This is a genomic window from Streptomyces polyasparticus, from assembly GCF_014493765.1.
In the GTDB taxonomy this organism is placed as follows: Bacteria; Actinomycetota; Actinomycetes; order Streptomycetales; family Streptomycetaceae; genus Streptomyces; species Streptomyces polyasparticus.
Map to the genome: position 1 here is coordinate 348,390 of NZ_JACTVJ010000007.1, position 19,097 is coordinate 367,486.

9 protein-coding genes are annotated in these 19,097 nt (G+C 66.7%); all 9 read left to right on the forward strand.

All coding sequences use genetic code 11. From position 1 onward, the window contains the following. The first annotated feature begins 85 nt into the window (after positions 1-85). A complete protein-coding gene (locus H9Y04_RS17260) occupies positions 86-1,546 on the forward strand; it encodes a hypothetical protein (protein ID WP_236070925.1) in 1,461 nt (486 codons plus the stop codon). Position 1,547: 1 nt separating this feature from the next. Further along, positions 1,548-2,459: a hypothetical protein gene (locus H9Y04_RS17265; RefSeq protein WP_187814764.1), complete on the forward strand. Its 912-nt coding sequence runs from the start codon at positions 1,548-1,550 to the stop codon at positions 2,457-2,459. A 177-nt stretch (positions 2,460-2,636) separates the two neighbouring features. After that, positions 2,637-4,700: a GNAT family N-acetyltransferase gene (locus H9Y04_RS17270; protein WP_187814765.1), complete on the forward strand. Its 2,064-nt coding sequence runs from the start codon at positions 2,637-2,639 to the stop codon at positions 4,698-4,700. Further along, complete coding sequence (locus H9Y04_RS17275) at positions 4,697-5,176, forward strand: ASCH domain-containing protein (RefSeq protein WP_308801007.1); 480 nt, start codon at positions 4,697-4,699, stop codon at positions 5,174-5,176. The genes H9Y04_RS17270 and H9Y04_RS17275 overlap by 4 nt, the downstream gene beginning before the upstream one ends. A gap of 123 nt (positions 5,177-5,299) precedes the next feature. Beyond that, positions 5,300-8,533 (forward strand): DISARM system SNF2-like helicase DrmD, encoded by a 3,234-nt coding sequence (drmD, locus tag H9Y04_RS17280; protein ID WP_214661299.1) that lies wholly within the window; start codon positions 5,300-5,302, stop codon positions 8,531-8,533. Continuing rightward, positions 8,530-12,558, forward strand: a complete 4,029-nt coding sequence (locus tag H9Y04_RS17285) for an Eco57I restriction-modification methylase domain-containing protein (RefSeq protein ID WP_187814766.1) — start codon at positions 8,530-8,532, stop codon at positions 12,556-12,558. Before drmD ends, H9Y04_RS17285 begins: the two co-directional genes overlap by 4 nt. After that, entirely contained in the window at positions 12,555-16,292 is a 3,738-nt protein-coding gene (gene drmA / locus H9Y04_RS17290; RefSeq protein WP_187814767.1) for a DISARM system helicase DrmA, read from the forward strand. Before H9Y04_RS17285 ends, drmA begins: the two co-directional genes overlap by 4 nt. Further along, positions 16,289-18,322, forward strand: a complete 2,034-nt coding sequence (gene drmB, locus H9Y04_RS17295; protein WP_187814768.1) for a DUF1998 domain-containing protein — start codon at positions 16,289-16,291, stop codon at positions 18,320-18,322. The genes drmA and drmB overlap by 4 nt, the downstream gene beginning before the upstream one ends. Beyond that, positions 18,315-19,064, forward strand: a complete 750-nt coding sequence (gene drmC, locus H9Y04_RS17300; RefSeq protein WP_187814769.1) for a DISARM system phospholipase D-like protein DrmC — start codon at positions 18,315-18,317, stop codon at positions 19,062-19,064. Before drmB ends, drmC begins: the two co-directional genes overlap by 8 nt. Positions 19,065-19,097 lie beyond the last annotated feature (33 nt).

Consider the following 19,097-nt stretch of genomic DNA (forward strand, 5'->3'; position numbering starts at 1 on the left):
TGCCTGTCTCGGCGGGGGAATGTGAGCTGGTGCCATGCATCGCTGGTCCCCTTTGAACGATCGGCAACGAGTACTCCTGGGTCGCTTGGACGCGGGCGAGGAGCTCGGCGCGCAGGAGCTGAGCGACAGGCGCTCTGCCTACGCGTTGAGGGACCGCGGACTGCTGGCGGTGCGGCGTCGCCAGGGAGTTCTCTCGGCTGAGGTGACCGAGGCCGGGAAGTTCTACCTCAAGCACGGTCACCACCCGGACCACCCAGGGCACACGGCTGAAGACAAGCAGACCACGGTGCCGACCCGTCAGCCGCAGAGTCGCTCTATGAGGGTGGATCGTCCGACCGAGCAGCGGGCTGCGGCGTCCACCCGCGGCACCGACAAGGACGCGAAGAAGTCGCCGAAGGGTCGTGCCTCGTACAGCGACAGGCCGATCCCCGTAGCGCGGAAGGCGAAGGCGACCCAGCTCATCGAGCAACTCGTCGCGGAGCGGCAGGTCATCGTCCACGAACCTGACGAAGCCCAGGTGGTGGAGTGGCGGCGTGTCATCGATTTCGCGAAGCGGCATGGACTCGTGCCGTCCGGCAAGCGCGTCGAGAAGTTCCGGATGTTCAACGGCACCCGGGACCTGCAGATCTCTCTCCTCGACGGCCCTCATCCCAACTCCGGTCGGCAGACACCGGAAGACGGGCCCCAGGTTCCGGTACCGGTTCAGTTGCGCTCGCTGCACCCGGTCGTGGCAGCGCTTCGTGATGACGAGGGTCGGCTCGTGATGCCGGCAGAATCGCGTCGCCGTGCTCTGCGGGTGTTCCAGGGACTTGCCGCTGAAGCCGTACGACGGGGACACAGAGTGGAGGAGCGACCTGTCCCTGATCGCTACCGCAGCCGCGGATACTCTTACAACGGGCGTTATACGCCACCGAGCTATTCGCGCCGCGAGGGCGAACTGGACTTGGTTGTCGACGGTTTCACGTACACCGTCACGATCAAGCAGGAGCACCCACAGGCTGAGGATCCGGAACGCAGCGAGAAGCTGATGCTCGAACTCGGCTACAGCCGTTCCGCTCGCCGGAGGCAGTGGGCCGACCGTAAGCGCTGGGTGCTTGAGGACGTCCTGGGAGCGGTACTCAAGGAAGCTGAGGACCGCGCGGTCGATGATGCGCAGCGGAGGGTAGACGAGGAACGCGCGAAGGAGCAGCGCAAGGCCCGCTGGGAAGAGGCCATGGCAGCGGCGAAACAGCAAGCCGTTCAGGCCCAGCTGGCTCGTGTGCTCGGTGAACAGGCTGCGCAGTGGAGGGAAGTCGTTGTCCTGCGCGAGTACTGCGAGGCGTTGGAAAGCCGCATCGCCGAGGCGGTGGAATCCGAGGTGCCGGAAGTCGCCTCGGCACGGAAGTGGCTGGCCTGGGCACGGAGCCACATAGAAGTGATCGATCCACTGCGCCGGCTTCCTGGGATGCCAACTCCACGTGAGCCAAAGCCCGATGACCTGAAACCGTACCTGACGGGGTGGAGCCCCTATGGGCCGGAGTCCCGCTCAGGCTGGGGGAACTTCTGACATGACCAACCATCCAGCCGGGGGCGACGACAGCCGCGATGCGATCTCTCGCCCGGCTCCCACGCCGGAATTGCGGTCATTGCCTGGGAGGGCAAGGCCGCGCAAGGAAGTCTTGCGCAAGGTCGAGGAGGCCAATGCTGAGCTGCGCGAGCGGCTTCCTTCGGCCTTGTGGCCGCTCATGGTGACGGAGGCGGAACAGTACTACCGGTGGCGAGTCCAGCTGGACTGCGGCTGTGTTGACGAGGTGCTGACACTCGGCGAAGAGCGTTTGCCGAGCGAACGGCAGTGGCGCGGTCCCGAGCACGAGTGGCTGCAGAAGGGGCAGATGGTCTGCGTCCACGATGACGCTCCGCCTGCGCCGTACCGGGACATCGCGGAGTGGGGCGAGCGCAGAGAAGTGACCTTCCCCGCAGACCCGGTGGAGCCCGACGATGGGATGGATCCTCAGACGTGGGCTGTGCTCCGCCATGACGAGCCGCACACCAGCGCGTTCTGGAAGGTAACGCTGGCCTGCGGGCACATCACTGACACCATCGCCCCTGACCTGGGGTGGAAACCCGAGGACGGGCCTCGTCTGTGCAGCGTCAAGCGCGTGGCGGAGATGACCAAGGAGTGGGAGGAGTACTGGGCATCGAACCCGACCGAACAGTCCCCTCGCGAACGGGAACATATGCGGCGGATGCTCTCGCAGCGCTGGCCGACCCCAGAACCCGAGTGCCGTTGCTACACCTGCTGCTTTGTCCACTGGATCGTGGCGTACCAGCGGGTCGGCTGGCTGGTCCCGCGCAAGGCCGCCCCGAAAAGACGGCAATCGCCGAAACCACCGTCCCGCGCTGCCCTCCAGCGCAGACTCCAGCAGGCGGAAGCCGAGGCCGAGCGGCTGCGGAGCCAACTCGCTGATCTTGATCAATAAAGCGCCCGTCAGTTGTACGAGTCCGGACGCCCACCTGCGGGGTACCGATGCCGGGTAACTGCGAGGTTAGCCATTGAAATTGATCAAAAACAGTCTTGGCCCGGGTGAGCGCTGCCTGTAAATAGTGGGGCGAGAGATCGTTTTCATCCGTGATGGGCCGCTCCGGAGGGGGAAACAATGGCGATCAAGGTGTTGCCTGTCTCGGCTTCACAGACCAACCTGCTCGCCTCGGCCGTGTCTTTGGGGGACCGGTACACGAAGACGCTCGGGTTGTTGACGCCTCCGGCCTATCGGAAGGCGGCCGAGGACGGTGGTCTGCTCGTTGCCACGGACGGCGCGGAGCTCGTGGGCTACGCACTCTTCGGTCTGCCGAAGCGCACCCCGCATGTCCGTCTGACCCATCTGTGCGTGGCGGAAGAGCACAGAGGGAAAGGCATCGCCCGTCGCCTGATCGAGGCGATCAAGGAACGTCACGCCCAGCGGTTGGGCATCAAGGCGAAATGCCGACGGGACTACGACCTCAGCGCGATGTGGACGAGCCTGGGCTTCGTACCGCGCGGCGAGATCCTGGGGCGCGGCCGCGACAGAGAGACGCTGGACAGCTGGTGGCTGGATCTGGGGCACGCGGATCTCTTCACCGATGTCGAGAGCGACGCTCTGCTCGTCGTCACCGTGGATCACGGGGTCTTCACCGACCTCCGAGGCAGGTCGGCTGAGACGGACGCCGTGGTGGAGGAGTCACGGACCCTCGAGGCCGGCTGGCTCGCGGACCTTGTCGAACTTGCCTACACGCCACAGCTATTGCGGGACGTCCGGGATGTCATAGACACGGAGGGCCGCCAGCAACAGAGGAATGCTCTGCCCAGTCTGCGCCAGCTCACTCCTGCCCCTGAAGCTGTGGCCCAGCGCCACGACGAGCTGGTGGCGGACGTCGCTCAGAGACTCGCGGCCCTTCGGGACGCACCGGGACTGCGACAGCGGCTGCAGTACGTGGCCGAGACAGCTTGTGCCGGGCTGCAGGTGCTGGCGACACGTGATCCCCTGCTGCACCAACTGGCAGATACTGCCTGGGAGGTGGCCGGCGTGAAGGTCGTACCCCCATCAGTGGTGACCCTGCATGTTGATGAGCTGAGGCAGGCGCAGGTCTACCGGCCGGCAGATCTGCTGGGCACCGAGTTCTCAACCGGCGAGGTCGCCCTTGGCGCCGAAGGGGAACTCATCGCGTTCTTCGACCAGGCCGGCGGAGATGACGGCTCGGCGTTCGCCACCCGTCTCAGGGCCCTGGCCACGGACTCAGTGCTGTGGCGCCGAGAACTGCTCCGAGACGGTGAAGGACGCCCTGTCGCCCTCTACGTCTGGTCAACGGACGGACGGATCCTGACGGTTCCGTTCCTACGCACCGCCTCCCATGTCCTGGAGCAGAGCCTCGCGAGGCAGTTGCTGTTCATGCTCAAGCGGCTTGGTCAGGAACGCGGCGTTCAAGTAGTACGCATCACCGACCCGAGCCCTTCACCTGCGGCACGGGCGGCAGCCGGTGACGACGGCTTCTTCGAGTACGACGGCGGACTTGCCGCACTGCTGGTGGATGTATGCGGCACGACCGACGAGGTGGTGGCTGTCGCCCAAGAGGCGGCAGAAAGAATGGAGTTGGAAGTTCCCCCGCTTACCCCGGGCCTGTCGGCCGAGGTAGCCGCTGTGGCCGAACGCGCCTGGTGGCCGGCAAAGGTCATCGACTCGTTGCTGCCATCCTTCCTGGTGCCGATCGAGCCCCGCTGGTCCGCGGAACTGTTCAACGTCCCGGCGATGCTCCTGCCGCGCAGCGAAGTGCTGGGTATCAGCAGAGAGCACGTCTACTACCGCTCCTCGGGGCACCGCAACGAAAGCGTTCCGGCACGCCTCCTCTGGTACGTCAGCAAGGGCACGTCAGGACCCCAGGGGCAAATGGTCATCGGCAGCTCACGGCTGGACGAGGTGCTCATCGACACACCGGATGCCTTGTTCTCGCAATTCGAACACCTGGGCGTATACGGTCGGGGTGAAGTGCGGGCGGCCGCTGATGCATCAGGGCGGGCCATGGCACTGAGGTTCTCGGACACCGAGATCTTTCCGAGGCCGGTGACGCTGGACCGATTGAACGCTCTGGCCCAGAATCTGGCGCTACCGTTGTCGCTGATGTCGTTGTCGAAGATCAATAACGCGCTGTTCCAGGCGGTCTACGAAGAGGGGCACCGAAAGACGTGAGCGATCTGGAACGCGCGATGCTGCTGTCCGTCCACCCACGCTTCGCGACGGCGATCCTCGCTGGGAGCAAGACGGTGGAGGTCCGCAGGCAGCGAGTCGCCGCTCCACCGGGAACCACGGTGTTCCTCTATGCGACTGCTCCCACGATGGCGATCGTCGGGATGGCCCGGATCGCCTCGGTTCACGTCGCTTCTCCGCGAGAAGTCTGGTCCGCCAGCCGCACCCGCACGGGGATCACTCGACGCGAGTACGACGCCTACATGAGCGGTGCGACGCAGGCCAGCGGAGTCTCCCTTGAGAACCCGGTTACGTTCGACGACCCGGTATCACTTGACGCGTTGCGCGCGGAAGGTACCTTCCACCCACCGCAGAGCTATCGGTACCTGAAGATCGAAGATCTGCCGCAGGTGGCCGAGGCCGCACGGGCTGCCGACCCGGCTGCGCAGAGATCGCTCAGCAGACTTGTGTCGGCGTAGCCATACCGCTGATGGCCTCGGGGAACTTGAAGCGGACCGTACCCGCGGTCGGAGATACTGGATTTTCCGTGACCTCCGCGGCCAGGTTGCAGCGCGACGTGCCGGGGTGATCACGCTCCGGCAATGACGGCGTTGGTGAAGGAGTCTGCCCAGGTGGCGACCGCGACGGAGTATCCGCAGGGATCAGCGAGCAGCACCCCGAACGCGGCGGCCCTTCCACCAGTCCCAGAGCCAGGGCAGGTCGTCAAGGTCCGGGGCTCCACCTGGGCCGTATCCGATATCCAGCAGCAGGGTCTTCCCCGTAGCCCCGCCGACGAGGGCGTGCCCGGTCTGACGCACGTGGTGAGCCTGCAGTCGCTGGACGAGGACCGGCTCGGGCAGGAGCTGACGGTGGTCTGGGAGCTGGAGGTTGGGCACACTGTCGCCCCGAACCAGGGCCTCCCGGAGACCGTGCGCCCGGAGGCGTTCGACGATCCGAATACGCTCGCCGCGTTCGTGGATGCGGTCCGCTGGGGCGCGGTGACCTCGGCGGACGCGAACTCCTATCAGGCTCCGTTTCGCAGCGGTGCGAACGTGGAGGCGTACCAGCTGGTGCCGCTCAGCCGGGCCCTGCAGTCGTCGCGTACGAACCTGCTGCTCGCGGACGACGTCGGTCTGGGCAAGACGATCGAGGCCGGCCTCGTCGTGCAGGAGCTGCTGCTGCGGCACCGGGCGCGGTCCGTGGTCATCGTGTGCCCGCCGAGCCTGTCGTTGAAGTGGCAGGACGAGATGCGGGAGAAGTTCGGCCTCGACTTCGTCATCGTCAACAGCGAGCTGATGGCGAAGGTGCGGCGGAGCCACGGGCTGAACGCCAACCCGTTCCGGCTCTTCCCGCGTGTGATCGTGAGCATGGCGTGGCTGCCGTCGCTGCGGGCGCAGCGTCTGCTGCGGGACGTGCTGGCCGATGTGCGCAGCTCGGGGACAGCCCGGAGGTACGCGTTCGACGTGCTGGTGGTCGACGAGGCGCATCATGTGGCGCCGGCCAGTCCGACGACGGCGCCGGGGCAGCGTGGCTACGCGGTGGACAGCAAGCGGACGACGGCAACGATGAAGCTCGCGGAGGCTTGCGAGCACCGGCTGTTTTTGAGCGCGACGCCGCACAACGGCTACTCGGAGTCGTTCACCGCCCTCCTGGAAATGATCGACGGCCGCCGGTTTACCCGCGGCGCGAGCATCGACGAGAAGGCTCTGAAGGAGGTGATGGTGCGGTGGCTGAAGACCGATCTGCCGGACAAGGGGTTCAAGGCCCGCAAGCTGGGGACCCTCCGGTTCACACCGTCTGAGGAGGAGCAGCAACAGTTCGCGCGGCTGGAGCGGCTGCTGGTCGAGAGCGCCCGAGCGAACGGCAAGGGCTCGGGCGGCGACATCGTCGCGATGCTGTTGAAGAAGCGTTTCCTGTCCAGCCCGTGGTCGTTCGCCCGCACCCTTGAGCTCTACGAGGTCGCGGACGGCGGAGACCGGCAGCTGCGGGTGGAGGACGAGGACGACTACTACACAGAGGTCCTCGGCAGCAGTCAGTCGGACGAGGAGGAGGGTGCGGCCGAGCACCCCGAGTTCACCGCGTTGCGTCACTCCAAGGGCTCGGACCCCCTGGTGACAGCCACAAGGAGTGAGATCGCCTCGCTCATCGAGTGGGGGCGCCGGTACGAGCACAAGCCGGACTCCCGGCTGGAAGAACTGCTGACCTTCCTTGGTGCCGTCTGCCGCCCGGACGGCACCCACTGGACCAACGAACGCGTCGTGGTGTTCACCGAGTACGCGGCCACCCTCGAATGGATCGAACGCATCCTGCGCCAGCGCGGCTACGACGACGTGCTGGAGGTGATCCAGGGCTCAACCCCGCACGAGGAACGGGAGAAGATCCGCGCCCGGTTCACCGAGAGCCCCGACAAGCACCCGGTCCGCGTCCTGCTCGCCACCGACTCCGCCGGCGAGGGCATCGACCTGCAGACTCACTGCCACCGCCTCATCAACTTCGACATCCCCTTCAACCCGTCCCGCCTGGAGCAGCGCATCGGCCGGATCGACCGGTACGGACAGACCAAGAACCCAGAGATCTTCCACTTCGTGCCGGTCTCCGGATCCACGACGTACGAAGCGGACATGAAGTTCATGGGGATCATCGCGACGAAGGTCGGGCAGGCTACCGAGGACCTCGGCAAGGTCAACCAGGTCATCGATGCCGAGGTACAGGAGCACTTCGCTCCCACCCGTACGACCCGTAAGGCCCGGCTGTCCGCGCCGGACGACGGCAACGAGGTAATCACCCGTGTTCTGGCCGGTGGGATGGAGCTGAACCGCCAGCTCACCAAGCTCTCCGAGACGTACGACGAGCGCAAGGCCGCCATGCATCTCACACCCGCCAATGCCCGCCGGGTCGTGGACACCGCGCTCACGCTGACCGCTCAACCCCCGCTTATCGAGATCGGTGACGACCGTACCGACGCGCAGGTCTTCGAGATCCCGAACCTCGGCCGCTCCTGGCAGCCGGCGCTGCGCGGCCTGGACACCCACCTTGAGCCGGGCGTGCCGCGCCCCGTCACCTTCGACGACCAGGCCGCCCAGCAGCGCACCGACCTGGTCCACATCCACCTTGGGCACGCCCTGATGCAGCGCGCCACCCGCACCCTGCGCTCCGCACTGTTCAGCACGGACTCACCGGTGAACCGGGTCACCGCCGTCGTCGCCCCTGACCTGCCCGAGTCCTGTGTCGCCGCCGTCTCCCGGCTCGTCCTGGTCGGGCGCGGCGGACTGCGGCTCCACGAGGAGGTGTTCCTCACCGGCGTCCGTCTGCGCGGTCAGGCACTTGCCGAGGCCAAGGTTGAGCAAGTCCTCGACGAAACCCTCGACTCCGAGGACCTGCTCCTCGCTGACGAGGCGGTACGCGGACACCTCGCCGAGCAGTGGAACGACGATGGCGGTCGGCTGCGCACACGCCTGCTGACCGCGATGGAACGCAAGAGCGCCAGCCGCCAGGAGAAGGTCACCGAAGAACTCACACAGCGCCGGGACTCCGACATCAAGCGCGCCCACGAGATCTTCGACGCCTTCCGGATCAACCTGCGCGAGTCCCGTGACCGCCTGGAGCAGGCCATCCGCGCCGAGGAAGAGCTGTTGTTCACCGACGACCAGCAGAAGCAGCGCCGCCGGGACCTGCACCACATGAACGAGCGCCTCGACAGCCTGGACGACGAGGAGGCACGCGAGATCGCGTCGATCCGGGAGCGCTACAGCGACATCAGGCCCTACGTGTCCGCCGCGGCGGTCGTGTTCGCCCTCACCCCCGCAGACGCGAAGAACGGAATGGTCAAGGCATGAGCCGCCGCTACCCCCCGACTGCCGCAGACCTGCACCGGGCCTGGCTCGAACTCGTCGATGCGGACGGCCCGTTCCTCGCCGTCCCCGCCCTGGAGCGCCTCTACCCGCAGGGCATTCCGCAGCCCGACGCCCGTGCGCTCGACGCCATCAAGGACGCCAAGCCCGCCTTCGAGAAGGCGTGGGAGAACTGGGACGAGCACCCGGGCGACGAAGCCGCCCTCGACCTGTACCGCGAGGTCCGCGACACCTGGGTCGACCTCGTCCTGCGCCAGGGCCTGCGCTGGAACACCTCCTACACCGTGCCGGCGCCGGCCACTGCCGAGATCCGCTCACCCGACTACGCCGTCACCGTGCGCGCCGACGGCGCCCTCATCCACGGCGACGCCGTCGGGGCGCTCGTCCTGGTCACCGACCCCACGGACTCCCTGCGCGACCCGCTCACCGACGGCTGGTCGGCCAGCCCCATCGACCGCATGGAAGAGCTCCTGCGCGCCAGCGATGTCCCCATCGGTGTCGTCACCGACGGCCGCTGGTGGGCCATCGTCAGCGCCCGCCCGCAGACCATGGTCGCCTCCGGCATCGTCGACGCCCAGACCTGGATCGAAGAGCCGCAGACCCGCAACGCCTTCATCGAGCTTCTCCAGCGCCGCCGCCTGGTCGGCGGCAAACAGCAGGACCGGCTGACCGAGCTGTTCGGCGAGTCCGTCACGGCCGCGGAGAAGATCACCGAAGCCCTCGGCACTCAGGTCCGTCGCGCCGTCGAACTCATCGTCCAGGCCCTGTCCGAAGGCGCCCTGGACGCCCGACGTGGAGGTGAGCCTGACCCGCTACCCACGCAGCGCGGCGAGGTGTACGAGGCGGCTGTCACCGTCATGATGCGCGTCGTCTTCCTCCTCTTCGCCGAAGAACGCGGACTGCTGCCGCAAAGTCGCCTCTTCGCGATGGGCTATGGCATCAGCGACGAGTTCGACGTCCTGGACGCGAGAGAGAGGGAAGAGGGCGAACTCTCCCTCGATGCCACTTTCTTGACCTGGCACCGCCTCCTCGCCACCTCCCAGGCCCTCTACCGAGGCGCGAGCTTCGAGGACCTGCGCCTGCCCGAATACGGCGGCTCCCTCTTCGATCCCGCCCGCTTCCCCTTCCTCACCGCCTGCGACTCCCAGGACACGCTGGCCATCACGGTCAGCGACCGCGTCATGCTCGAAGTCCTGCGCGCCGTCCAGTTCGCCAAACTGCCCGGTGGAGACCGCCGGATCTCCTTCCGCGACATCGACGTCGAGCAGATCGGCTACATCTACGAGGGCCTGCTCGGCTACTCCTGCGAACCCGCCGAGGAGATCGTCGTTGGCCTGACCGGCAGCGCAGGGTCCGAACCCGAGATTCCCCTCGCCACCCTCGAGGAGCTCGCCGAGACCAAGCGCACCGAGACCGCGCTGGCAGACGCAATCCTCGCCTGGGTCAAGCAGAACCAGCCGGCCGCGAAGCCATCCAGCAAGGCCGCGCTCACCAAGGCACTGAAGGCGGGCGAGACCCTCGACGACGCCGAGATCGCCCTTCGCGACGTCACCGACGACCCCGAACTCCGCGACCGGCTGCGCCCGTTCATCGGCATCATCCGCCGCGACCTGCGCAACCGGCCACTGGTGGTGGAGCCTGGTGGCGTTCTGCTGGTGGAGACCCCTTCGCGGGCCTCGGCGGGCGCGCACTACACGCCGCGGTCACTGGCGGAGGAGGTCGTACGGTACGCGCTGGAGCCGCTCGTCTACTCCCCCGGACCGCACCAGACCGCTGACCAGGACGCATGGCGGCCGATCGCCTCCGACCAGATCCTCGACCTGCGGATCGCCGACATCGCCTGCGGCTCGGGCGCCTTCCTGGTAGCTGCGGCGCGGTACCTCGCCGACCGGCTCGTCGAGGCGTGGCAGCGCGAGGGCGTGGCGTACGGACGGACGCCGCACGACCTGCTCATCCATGCCATAAGGACCGTCGTCGCGACCTGCCTGTACGGCGCCGATATCAACGGCATGGCCGTCGAGATGTGCAAGCTGTCGCTGTGGCTGGTGTCGCTGGACCCGAAGCTGCCGTTCTCCTTCGTCGACGACAAGGTGCTTCACGGCAACGCCCTGCTTGGTCTGACCGACGTCCGTCAGCTGCGCGACCTGCACATCAACCCTGCCGAGGCCGGCGACCAACTCAGCGTGTTCGGCCTCGACGTGGACGGGATCCTGGACCAAGCGGCCCGCCTACGCCGCCAGCTCGCAACCGAGGTTGACGACAGCGACCCGCAACGCTCAGCAGCTACCAAACGGCGGCAGTGGCGCCGATACCAGGAGCTGACCGCGCAGCTCGCCGACGTCGCGGACGGGGTGATCGCCGCCGGGCTGCGCTGGGGCGGCAAGCCTGGCAAGCAGCTCAAGGCGGCGTATGAGGATCTACGCATCGCGGTGGAGAGCGCGTACCCGGCCGGGGGCGGGGAGGCGGACCGGACAATGCTCGACAGCATCTTGAAAGCCGGGCTCACGCCGACGGTGCCAACAGACTACGACCGATGGAAGCCGCTCCACTGGATTCTTGCGGTCCCAGACGTAGTGGAGCGTGGAGGGTTTGATGCCACCATCGGTAACCCGCCATTCCTCGGCGAGTACAAGGTCCCCAAGGCAATGGGTTCGAACGTCCGATCCTGGCTGGTCGAGATCCTTGCCTTCGGAAGAAAGGGTAAGGCCGATCTTGTCGCCTATTTCTTCCTGAGGGCGATCTCGCTAGTTCAAGATCGGGGCACCCTCGGCCTCATCGCCACAAGCTCTGTCGGGGAAAACCAGACACGCGAAGTCGGCCTGGATCAAATGACGGACAATGGGTTCACGATCGCTCGCGCCATTCAGAGCGAGTCGTGGCCCACTGAAACTGCCGACCTCGAATATGCTGCAGTCTGGGGTACACGTGGCGACATCCCGGCCACAGTTCCACGAATCGCGGATTCTGTCCAAGCGAAGAGAATCTCCGCAACCCTTGAGCCTATGGGGCGTGCGGATGAATACCGTCTCAAGCTGTCCACTAACCGCGGCATCGCTTTCAAGGGTGTCGAGCCTTACGGTGGAGGGTTCGTCGTTTCTCCGGAACAAGCCGAGGAATGGATCGAGGCCAATGAGGAGAATTCGCAGGTACTGAAGCCATACCTGGGCGGAGAAGATCTTAATTCTCGCCCGGAGGGGAGCCCATCCCGGTGGGTTATCGACTTCACTGGCCTTTCCGAGGGTGAATCCCAAGAGTATGTACTGCCCTACGCCCATTTGCTCGAACGTGTGAAGCCAGAGCGGGCTAAGAAGGCCAAGGCGGTGCGAGAGGCGCCCTGGTGGCTGTTCCATCGCTCTCGCCCTGCGTTGCGCACGGCGATCTCCTCATTGAGTGAAATTTTGGTGATCACGCGTGTCAGTAAGACCATGATGCCTCTTCGCATCCCGACCGCCTGGCTGCCGAGTGATGCGACAATCGCTTTCGCTACAGATTCATTCGCGAAGCAGGCCGTACTTTCGTCAAGTCTGCATCAGGTATGGGCAATCAAGTTCGGCTCAGGAATGCGAAACGACCCTCGCTACACCCCGTCCTCGGTGTTCGAAACATTCCCATTTCCGACAGAGAGTGAGCTTTTGGCCGACGTCGGAAGAATGCTAGACATGGAGCGACGGGAAATCATGACGCGTCGCAGTACGGGTTTGACGGATCTCTATAGCCTGGTCAACAATCCCGCTATTCTCGACTCGGCTGATGCGGATGTGGCAAGGCTGCGGGAGATCCATATCGATCTCGACCGGACCGTGGTGGAAGCGTACGGATGGGGTGACATCCCACTTGAGCATGGATTCCACAGCTACCGCCAGATGGAACGCTGGACGGTGAGTCCCGCCGCCCGGGTGGAGATCCTCGACCGCCTCCTCGAAGAGAATCACCGCCGCGCCGCCGCGCAGGGCGCTGTCAGACCCACCGGCGACAATGAGGACACCGAGGACGAGGAGGGCGACGAGTGACCACCCCCCGGCGCGATGGCGCCCAGCCCGCGGTGGGACCCGGAGCTCCCCAGCCCCCGGCCTACCGCCTAGCCCTCGACCCCGACGACCGTTCCTGGACGGCCCGCGAGAACTTGGGCGACATCCTGGAGCGGGAACTCCTCGGCCCGGCCAACGGCCCGGACGAGATCCTCGAAGGCGCCCCCGATTCCGCATACATGATCGGCCGTATCGCCCCTACCCGGCTCACCGCCGGCCAGGACGACCCCGGCGAGGCAGGCTCAGACGACGCCGCGACAGACGTCGGTGATGCCGTGGACGCCTCCGAGAGCCGGGGCGTGCCCGTCACCGCCGTCGACGAGAGCAGTGCGGGGGCGGACGAGGACGAGGTCGAGGATCAGCCGCAGAAGCGCGGGCTGATGATTCCGGCATCGATGGGACTACGGTTCCAAATCCCTGGCGACCTGGATGAGTTCACCGTGACCGCTTCGTGGGGCACGTACGAGGTGATCAAGGAGAAGAAGGGCGAGGCAGGGGAGGTCGCCTCGCACCTGCGGCGCTATCAGCGCACGCCGCATGCCTTCACCATGGCGCTCAAGGTCGCGGATCTGGCGCCGGCCCGCACGACTGAGATCGCTCTGAAAGACAAGGTCATCCTGCGGGTCGATCGGTACGACGATGACGAGCGTGGCTGCCGCCTGATCGAGGTGGCGCTGTGCAACGACCAGGAGACCCCCCGCAAGATCCCGGTCGAGGCGTGGCTGTACCAGACCAAGCTGTTGGTGTCGGCGGGTGGCGCTGAGGCGTTCCTGCCAGTCAACGACGTACTCCTCGATACGCGTGAGGAGTTGGACGACGAGCTGCGCCGACTGCGGCTTCAGTACCGGAACCGGCTGGAGTTCGCCCACGGCCGGACCTGTTCGGTGGACTGGGCGGCATCCGAGGAGCCCCGCAGGGCCACCGAGGTCTGGACGACCTGGCTGCCGGTGAGCGAGACGCCGCAGACGGCCGCCGAGGAGATCGGCGCAGCCCTGCTGGACATGCGCAAGCTCCAAGCAGCATCAACAGATCAGCTGCGCACGGGACTTGAACCGATCGTCGCGGAGTACACCGCCTGGCTGGACGGTGAGGAGCAGCGGGCCAACGAGCTTCCTGCGCATCTGCGGCCCGAGGGACTGGACGCGGTGGCCGAGGCGCGGCGGGTGCAGCGGCAGCTCGCGGATGGTCTGGCGTTCCTACTCGGGGACGAAGAGGCGTTGCGTTGCTTCCGGTTCATGAACCGGGTGATGGCCGATCAGCGTGTGCAGTCGCAGGTCGCGGCACGGCGCGCGGGCAGGCCCGAGGAAGGTATCGACGAAGCCCGTGAGGCGATCCTCGAGGACGCGAAGGAGCGGGCGCACTCGTGGCGTACCTTCCAGCTCGCCTTTGTGCTGATGCAGTTGCCGTTGCTGTCTGATCCGGCTGCCGAGAAGCGGTCCGGGGATCTGGCCAAGGCGCAGCTGCTGTTCTTCCCGACCGGTGGTGGCAAGACAGAGGCGTATCTCGGTCTGGCCGCGTACACGTTCGCGATCCGCCGACGTCAGGGCGTCGTGGATGCCTTCGACGGTCCGCTGGACGGACGGTCCGGGGTGGCCGTGCTCATGCGTTACACACTGCGGCTGCTCACTGCCCAGCAGTTCCAGCGTGCCACCACCCTGGTGTGCGCTGCGGAGCTGGCGCGGCGCGAGGATGTGGCGACGTGGGGGGAGGAGCCGTTCCGGATCGGGCTGTGGGTCGGTACCGATGTGAGCCCGAAGCGGTACGACGAGGCCGCCGAGCAGTTGCAGAAGGCCCATGGGGGCCGTGGCTATCGGCTGACGGTGCTGCAGATTCAGCGCTGCCCGTGGTGCGGTACGCGGGTCGAGGCGCGGGATGTGCGTACGGAGCCCGCGTTGCGCCGGGTGTATGTGTATTGCGGTGACGAGCTGGCCGACTGCCCGTTCGCTGACGGTGGCGAGGTCCCGGACGGGCTGCCGGTGCTCACGGTCGACGAGGAGATCTACCGCCTCGCGCCGGCGTTCGTCATCGCCACCGTGGACAAGTTCGCCCGGCTGGCCCGTGAAGGTGAGGCGGCCTCGCTGTTCGGGCATGTCTCGCGGCGCTGTGAGCGGCACGGCTTCGTGCATCCCGACTATCAGCAGTGCGACATCAAGGACGGCAGTAAGCACCCCAAGAAGGACGGCTGGCCGGCGGCCCCCGTTCATCCGGCGACGCGGCTGCGGCCTCCGGATCTGGTCATCCAGGACGAGCTGCACCTGATCACCGGAGCGCTCGGCACGACGGTGGGCCTGTTCGAGGTGGCCATCGACGTAATGACCGACTGGCGCACGAAGGACGGTCACCCGGTGCGTCCGCTGCTCGTCGCCTCCACGGCGACCGCGCGCAACGCGTCCGACCAGGTGCGGGCACTGTACGGGCGCGACGTCACCATCTTCCCGCCGCAGGTCCTGGACGCTGGGAACACCTTCTTCTCCAAGGAGATCCCGGTCTCCGAGAAGAACCCGGGACGCCGGTACGTCGGGATCAGCACGACCGGGGTGCGCTTGACCACGGCGGAGATCCGCGTTGCCGAGGTTCTCCTGGCCGGCGGGCAACTGCTGATTGACCGCTCCGGCAGCGTGGCCGATCCGTACATGAGCCTGGTCGGCTACTTCAGCGCCACCCGTGAACTCGCGGGCATGGCACGGTACATGAGCGACGACATCCAGACCGCGCTCGCCAAGGGCCGCCCCTGGTCGAAACTGCCCCGCCGCACCGGCACCGACTACGGGTCCCTACACGTCGCCGAGCTGACCTCGCGCGTGGCCAGCGCGGACATCACCGCGACCCTTGACCAGATGGCCATGTCGTTCGACCCCGCCTATGACTCCGCTGCGGGCAAGCGCAACCAGCGTGTACTGCGGGAGGTGAACAAGGCGACGCCACGTGAAGTGAATCCGTACGACGTGGTCCTCGCCACCTCCATGCTCCAGGTGGGTGTTGACGTGACCCGGCTCGGCCTGATGCTCGTGGTCGGGCAGCCGAAGAACACCGCCGAGTACATCCAGGCGTCCTCACGTGTCGGCCGAGACGGAGACCGGCCGGGACTCGTGGTCGCGCTCGGAAACTGGGCACGGCCCCGGGACCTCGCCCACTTCGAGCAGTTCCGCCACTACCACGAGACCTTCTACGCACAGGTCGAGGCGCTGTCCGTTACCCCGTTCTCGGTGACCTCCTTGGAGCGCGGCCTGGACGGTGTCCTGGTCAGCGCGGCCCGCGTCCTGCAGGCCGCGAAGGCCGGCCACGGCCAGGGACTGTCCCCGGAGGACGGGGCGGCCCGCATCGAGGCCGAGCAGCACTTCGCCGGTGAACTCATCGACGCCCTCGTACGCAGGATCAAACGGGCCGGTGACGAGGACGCGGCAGGCCGCGCCCGCCTGCGCCTGGAGAACCGGCTCGACCAATGGGCCAAGCGGCGCAAGCACCTCGTAGAACTGCGGAAGTCCCTCGTGTACGAGAAGGTCCTGGACGACAGCCGGCACGACGCGCTGATGATGAGCGCGGAGAACGCCAAGGCGGGCATCGACACCCGGGACACGCCGCCGTTCATCGTGGCGAACTCGATGCGTGAGGTTCAGCCGGAGATCAACCTGCTGGTGAGCCCGATCAAGGAACGACTGGTGTACCGCGCACCTGACTATGCCCCGAAGTGGCAGATGCCGGAGGAGAGTTCGTGAGCGACGAGACACGCTTCGTCTACGACGTCGCTCACGCCGTTGACCCGCTGGGCGACTTGGAACAGGAGACGGAAAAGGCGGCCAAGCACAACCGCGCCAAGGTCGGCTCCGCCCGCCCTTCCTCCCTGCTCTACACATACGGCCCCGGCGCGATCATGGACTTGCCACAGTTCACGATCATGCCCACCGGCCTGGACGAATGGGACCGCATCTGGCAGCGGCGCGAATCCGCACCCCCACAAATCCACGCCCCACGGCTTCGCGACGTGGTCCGCATGATGCTGCGCTCCCCCGACGTACAACTGCGGCCCTATCCCTGGCAGCCCAAGAAGCACAGCCGGTCCGCCGAAGGCAACGACCTGGGAGTCCCGTCCCGGGTCTTCCCCCAGTGGCTTCGCTGCACGGGCTGCGACATGCTCGGACTGCTCACCCAGTTCGACTACCGCAATACCCACCCGTTCCGCACCGACCTGGCCGTCTTCGAGCACTCCAAGTGCACCGGGCGTACGGGAGCCGGCACACGCAAGGCGATGCGACGCACCGCCATCCCGGCGCGTTATCTGCTCGCCTGCGTTGACGGACACCTGGACGAATTCCCGTACGACCTGTGGGTGCATCGCGGGCGGCCGTGCAGCAAGGCGGAACTCCCTGCCCTGAAGATGGTTGACAGGACCGCAGGCAAGGGCGCCTCGGCCGTCATCCACTGCGCATCCTGCGAGATGCGGCGCCCGATGAACGAGGCCCAGGGCGAGGCCGGCAAGGCGAAGCTGCCCCGGTGCCGCGGACGCCACCCTCACCTGGACGCATTCGAGCCCAAGGGCTGCCGTAACGAAACCAAGTTGATGCTGGTCGGCGCCTCCAACCTGTGGTTCCCGGCCACTCAGTCGATCATCGTCATGCCCGAATCCCAGGAGGAGAAGGCCAGCGACCTGGCCGACCGGGTACGCACCGCACTGGGCGACAAGCTCGCCAAATACCGCGCCAACCTCGACCTGATCAGGGATCTCCTCGGCATGGACGGCGGCGTCGACGTCACCGGCCTGTCCGACCACGATCTGGAGCAAGTCCTTCAGGCAGCCTCCGCACCCACCGACACACCGGATGAGCAGGAAGAGAAGCTCCGCGACTGGGACCCGGTCGACCTCCTCGTCCCGGAATGGCGCTACCTGCTGCGCGACATCGTCGGTACCCGAGTCGAAGACCCTAGGAGCGGGCTCACCCTCGCCACCCGCGATCGGGGCGACAGCCTGAAGCCGGAAATCACCCGGGTCCTCGCGGTCGAACGCCTCCGCAAAGTGAACGCACTGGTTGGCTTCACCCGCATCGACGACATGGACCGCGTCGGCGACCTACCGCAGCGCCTGGCCCCGCTCACACGTACACCGCGACCGGCCTGGACCGTGGCCACCGAGGACCGCGGCGAAGGCATCTTTCTCCAGCTCGACGAGAATGCGGTCGCCGCGTGGGAAATGCGCGTCCTAGACACCAGCCTGTGGAAGTACCACCGCGAGGCACACCGCAGGAACTTCGAGCGCCGCTTCTCCGACACGGCAAGCCAGGTCGACCCTGACACTCGTCTGAAGCCCCCGCGCTACTGGCTCGTCCACACCTTCGCCCACATCCTCATCCGCGAACTCGCCCTCACCTGCGGCTACTCGGCCGCCAGCCTCAGCGAACGCCTCTACGCATGGCCCGCAGCCGAAGGTCGCGACCCCGCGGCCGGCCTGCTCATCTGCACCACCGCCTCCGACAGCGACGGCACCCTCGGCGGCCTCGTACAGCTCAGCGAGCCCTCGCGCCTCCAGCGTGTCGTCGACAGCGCACTGCGCAAGGCCGCGCGCTGCTCCTCCGACCCCATCTGCTCCAAGCGCACCCCACAGGACCCCGAGGACTTCCTCCACGGCGCCGCCTGCCACTGCTGCGTCATGGCCTCGGAGACTTCCTGCGAACGCGCTAATCGCTTTCTCGACCGCCGCTTCCTCCTTGACCTGCCAGGCAGCGCCCTCGGGTTCTTCCGGGCTCATGAGTGACGCGGACGCGCCACGGCAGCTGGGCCAGCTCCTGACGGGAACCGAGGCCAAAGGGGTAGCGGACCGCCTCGCCGACGGCGACACTCTGACAGCCGCGCTCAAAGTCGTCGCTGTCGGCCAGCGAGCAGAGGTTCGGCGGCTACTGGGGGAAGTGGCTCGCGATGCCGGAGCGACGTACCAACAGGTACTGGTCTTGCGGGCGATCGAGGGGGCGCGGGCGCTGCCGACCACGCTCTCCCCGCTGTGGACCATGCCTGGACACCTCGCCCAGAGTGGACCCCTCACGAGCTCAGTCACCCGCCTCGTGGGCAGTGCCCGGCACGCGATCACCTGCTCGACCTTCAACTTCCAGCGCAGCTCGGCGCTCTGGAAGTCACTGAGGGAGGCTGCGCAACGCGATGGTGTTGCCGTCCGCGTCTACATGGACACCCGGGCCGCCGACGGCAGCGGACAACACTGGTCCCCGTCGACCACAGAGGTAGCTGCGCACCTGGCCCCGGCCGAGGTATGGAGGACCAAGGAATTCGATGGCGGCTACGTCCGCAACCACGCCAAGTTCCTTGCCGTCGATCACCACCTCCTCCTGGTGACCAGCGCGAACTTCTCCTGGAGCGCCGAGAACAACAACATCGAATTCGGCGTCCTCATCGACAACCCGAACCTCACCGAAGCGGTCGAGCGCGAGCTCCGGGAAGCGGAGGGAACCGTGTACGAACAGATTTCCGCAGGCGATGGGTCATGATGGCCGTGTGCCGCAGGTGTAAGCACCGCTGGT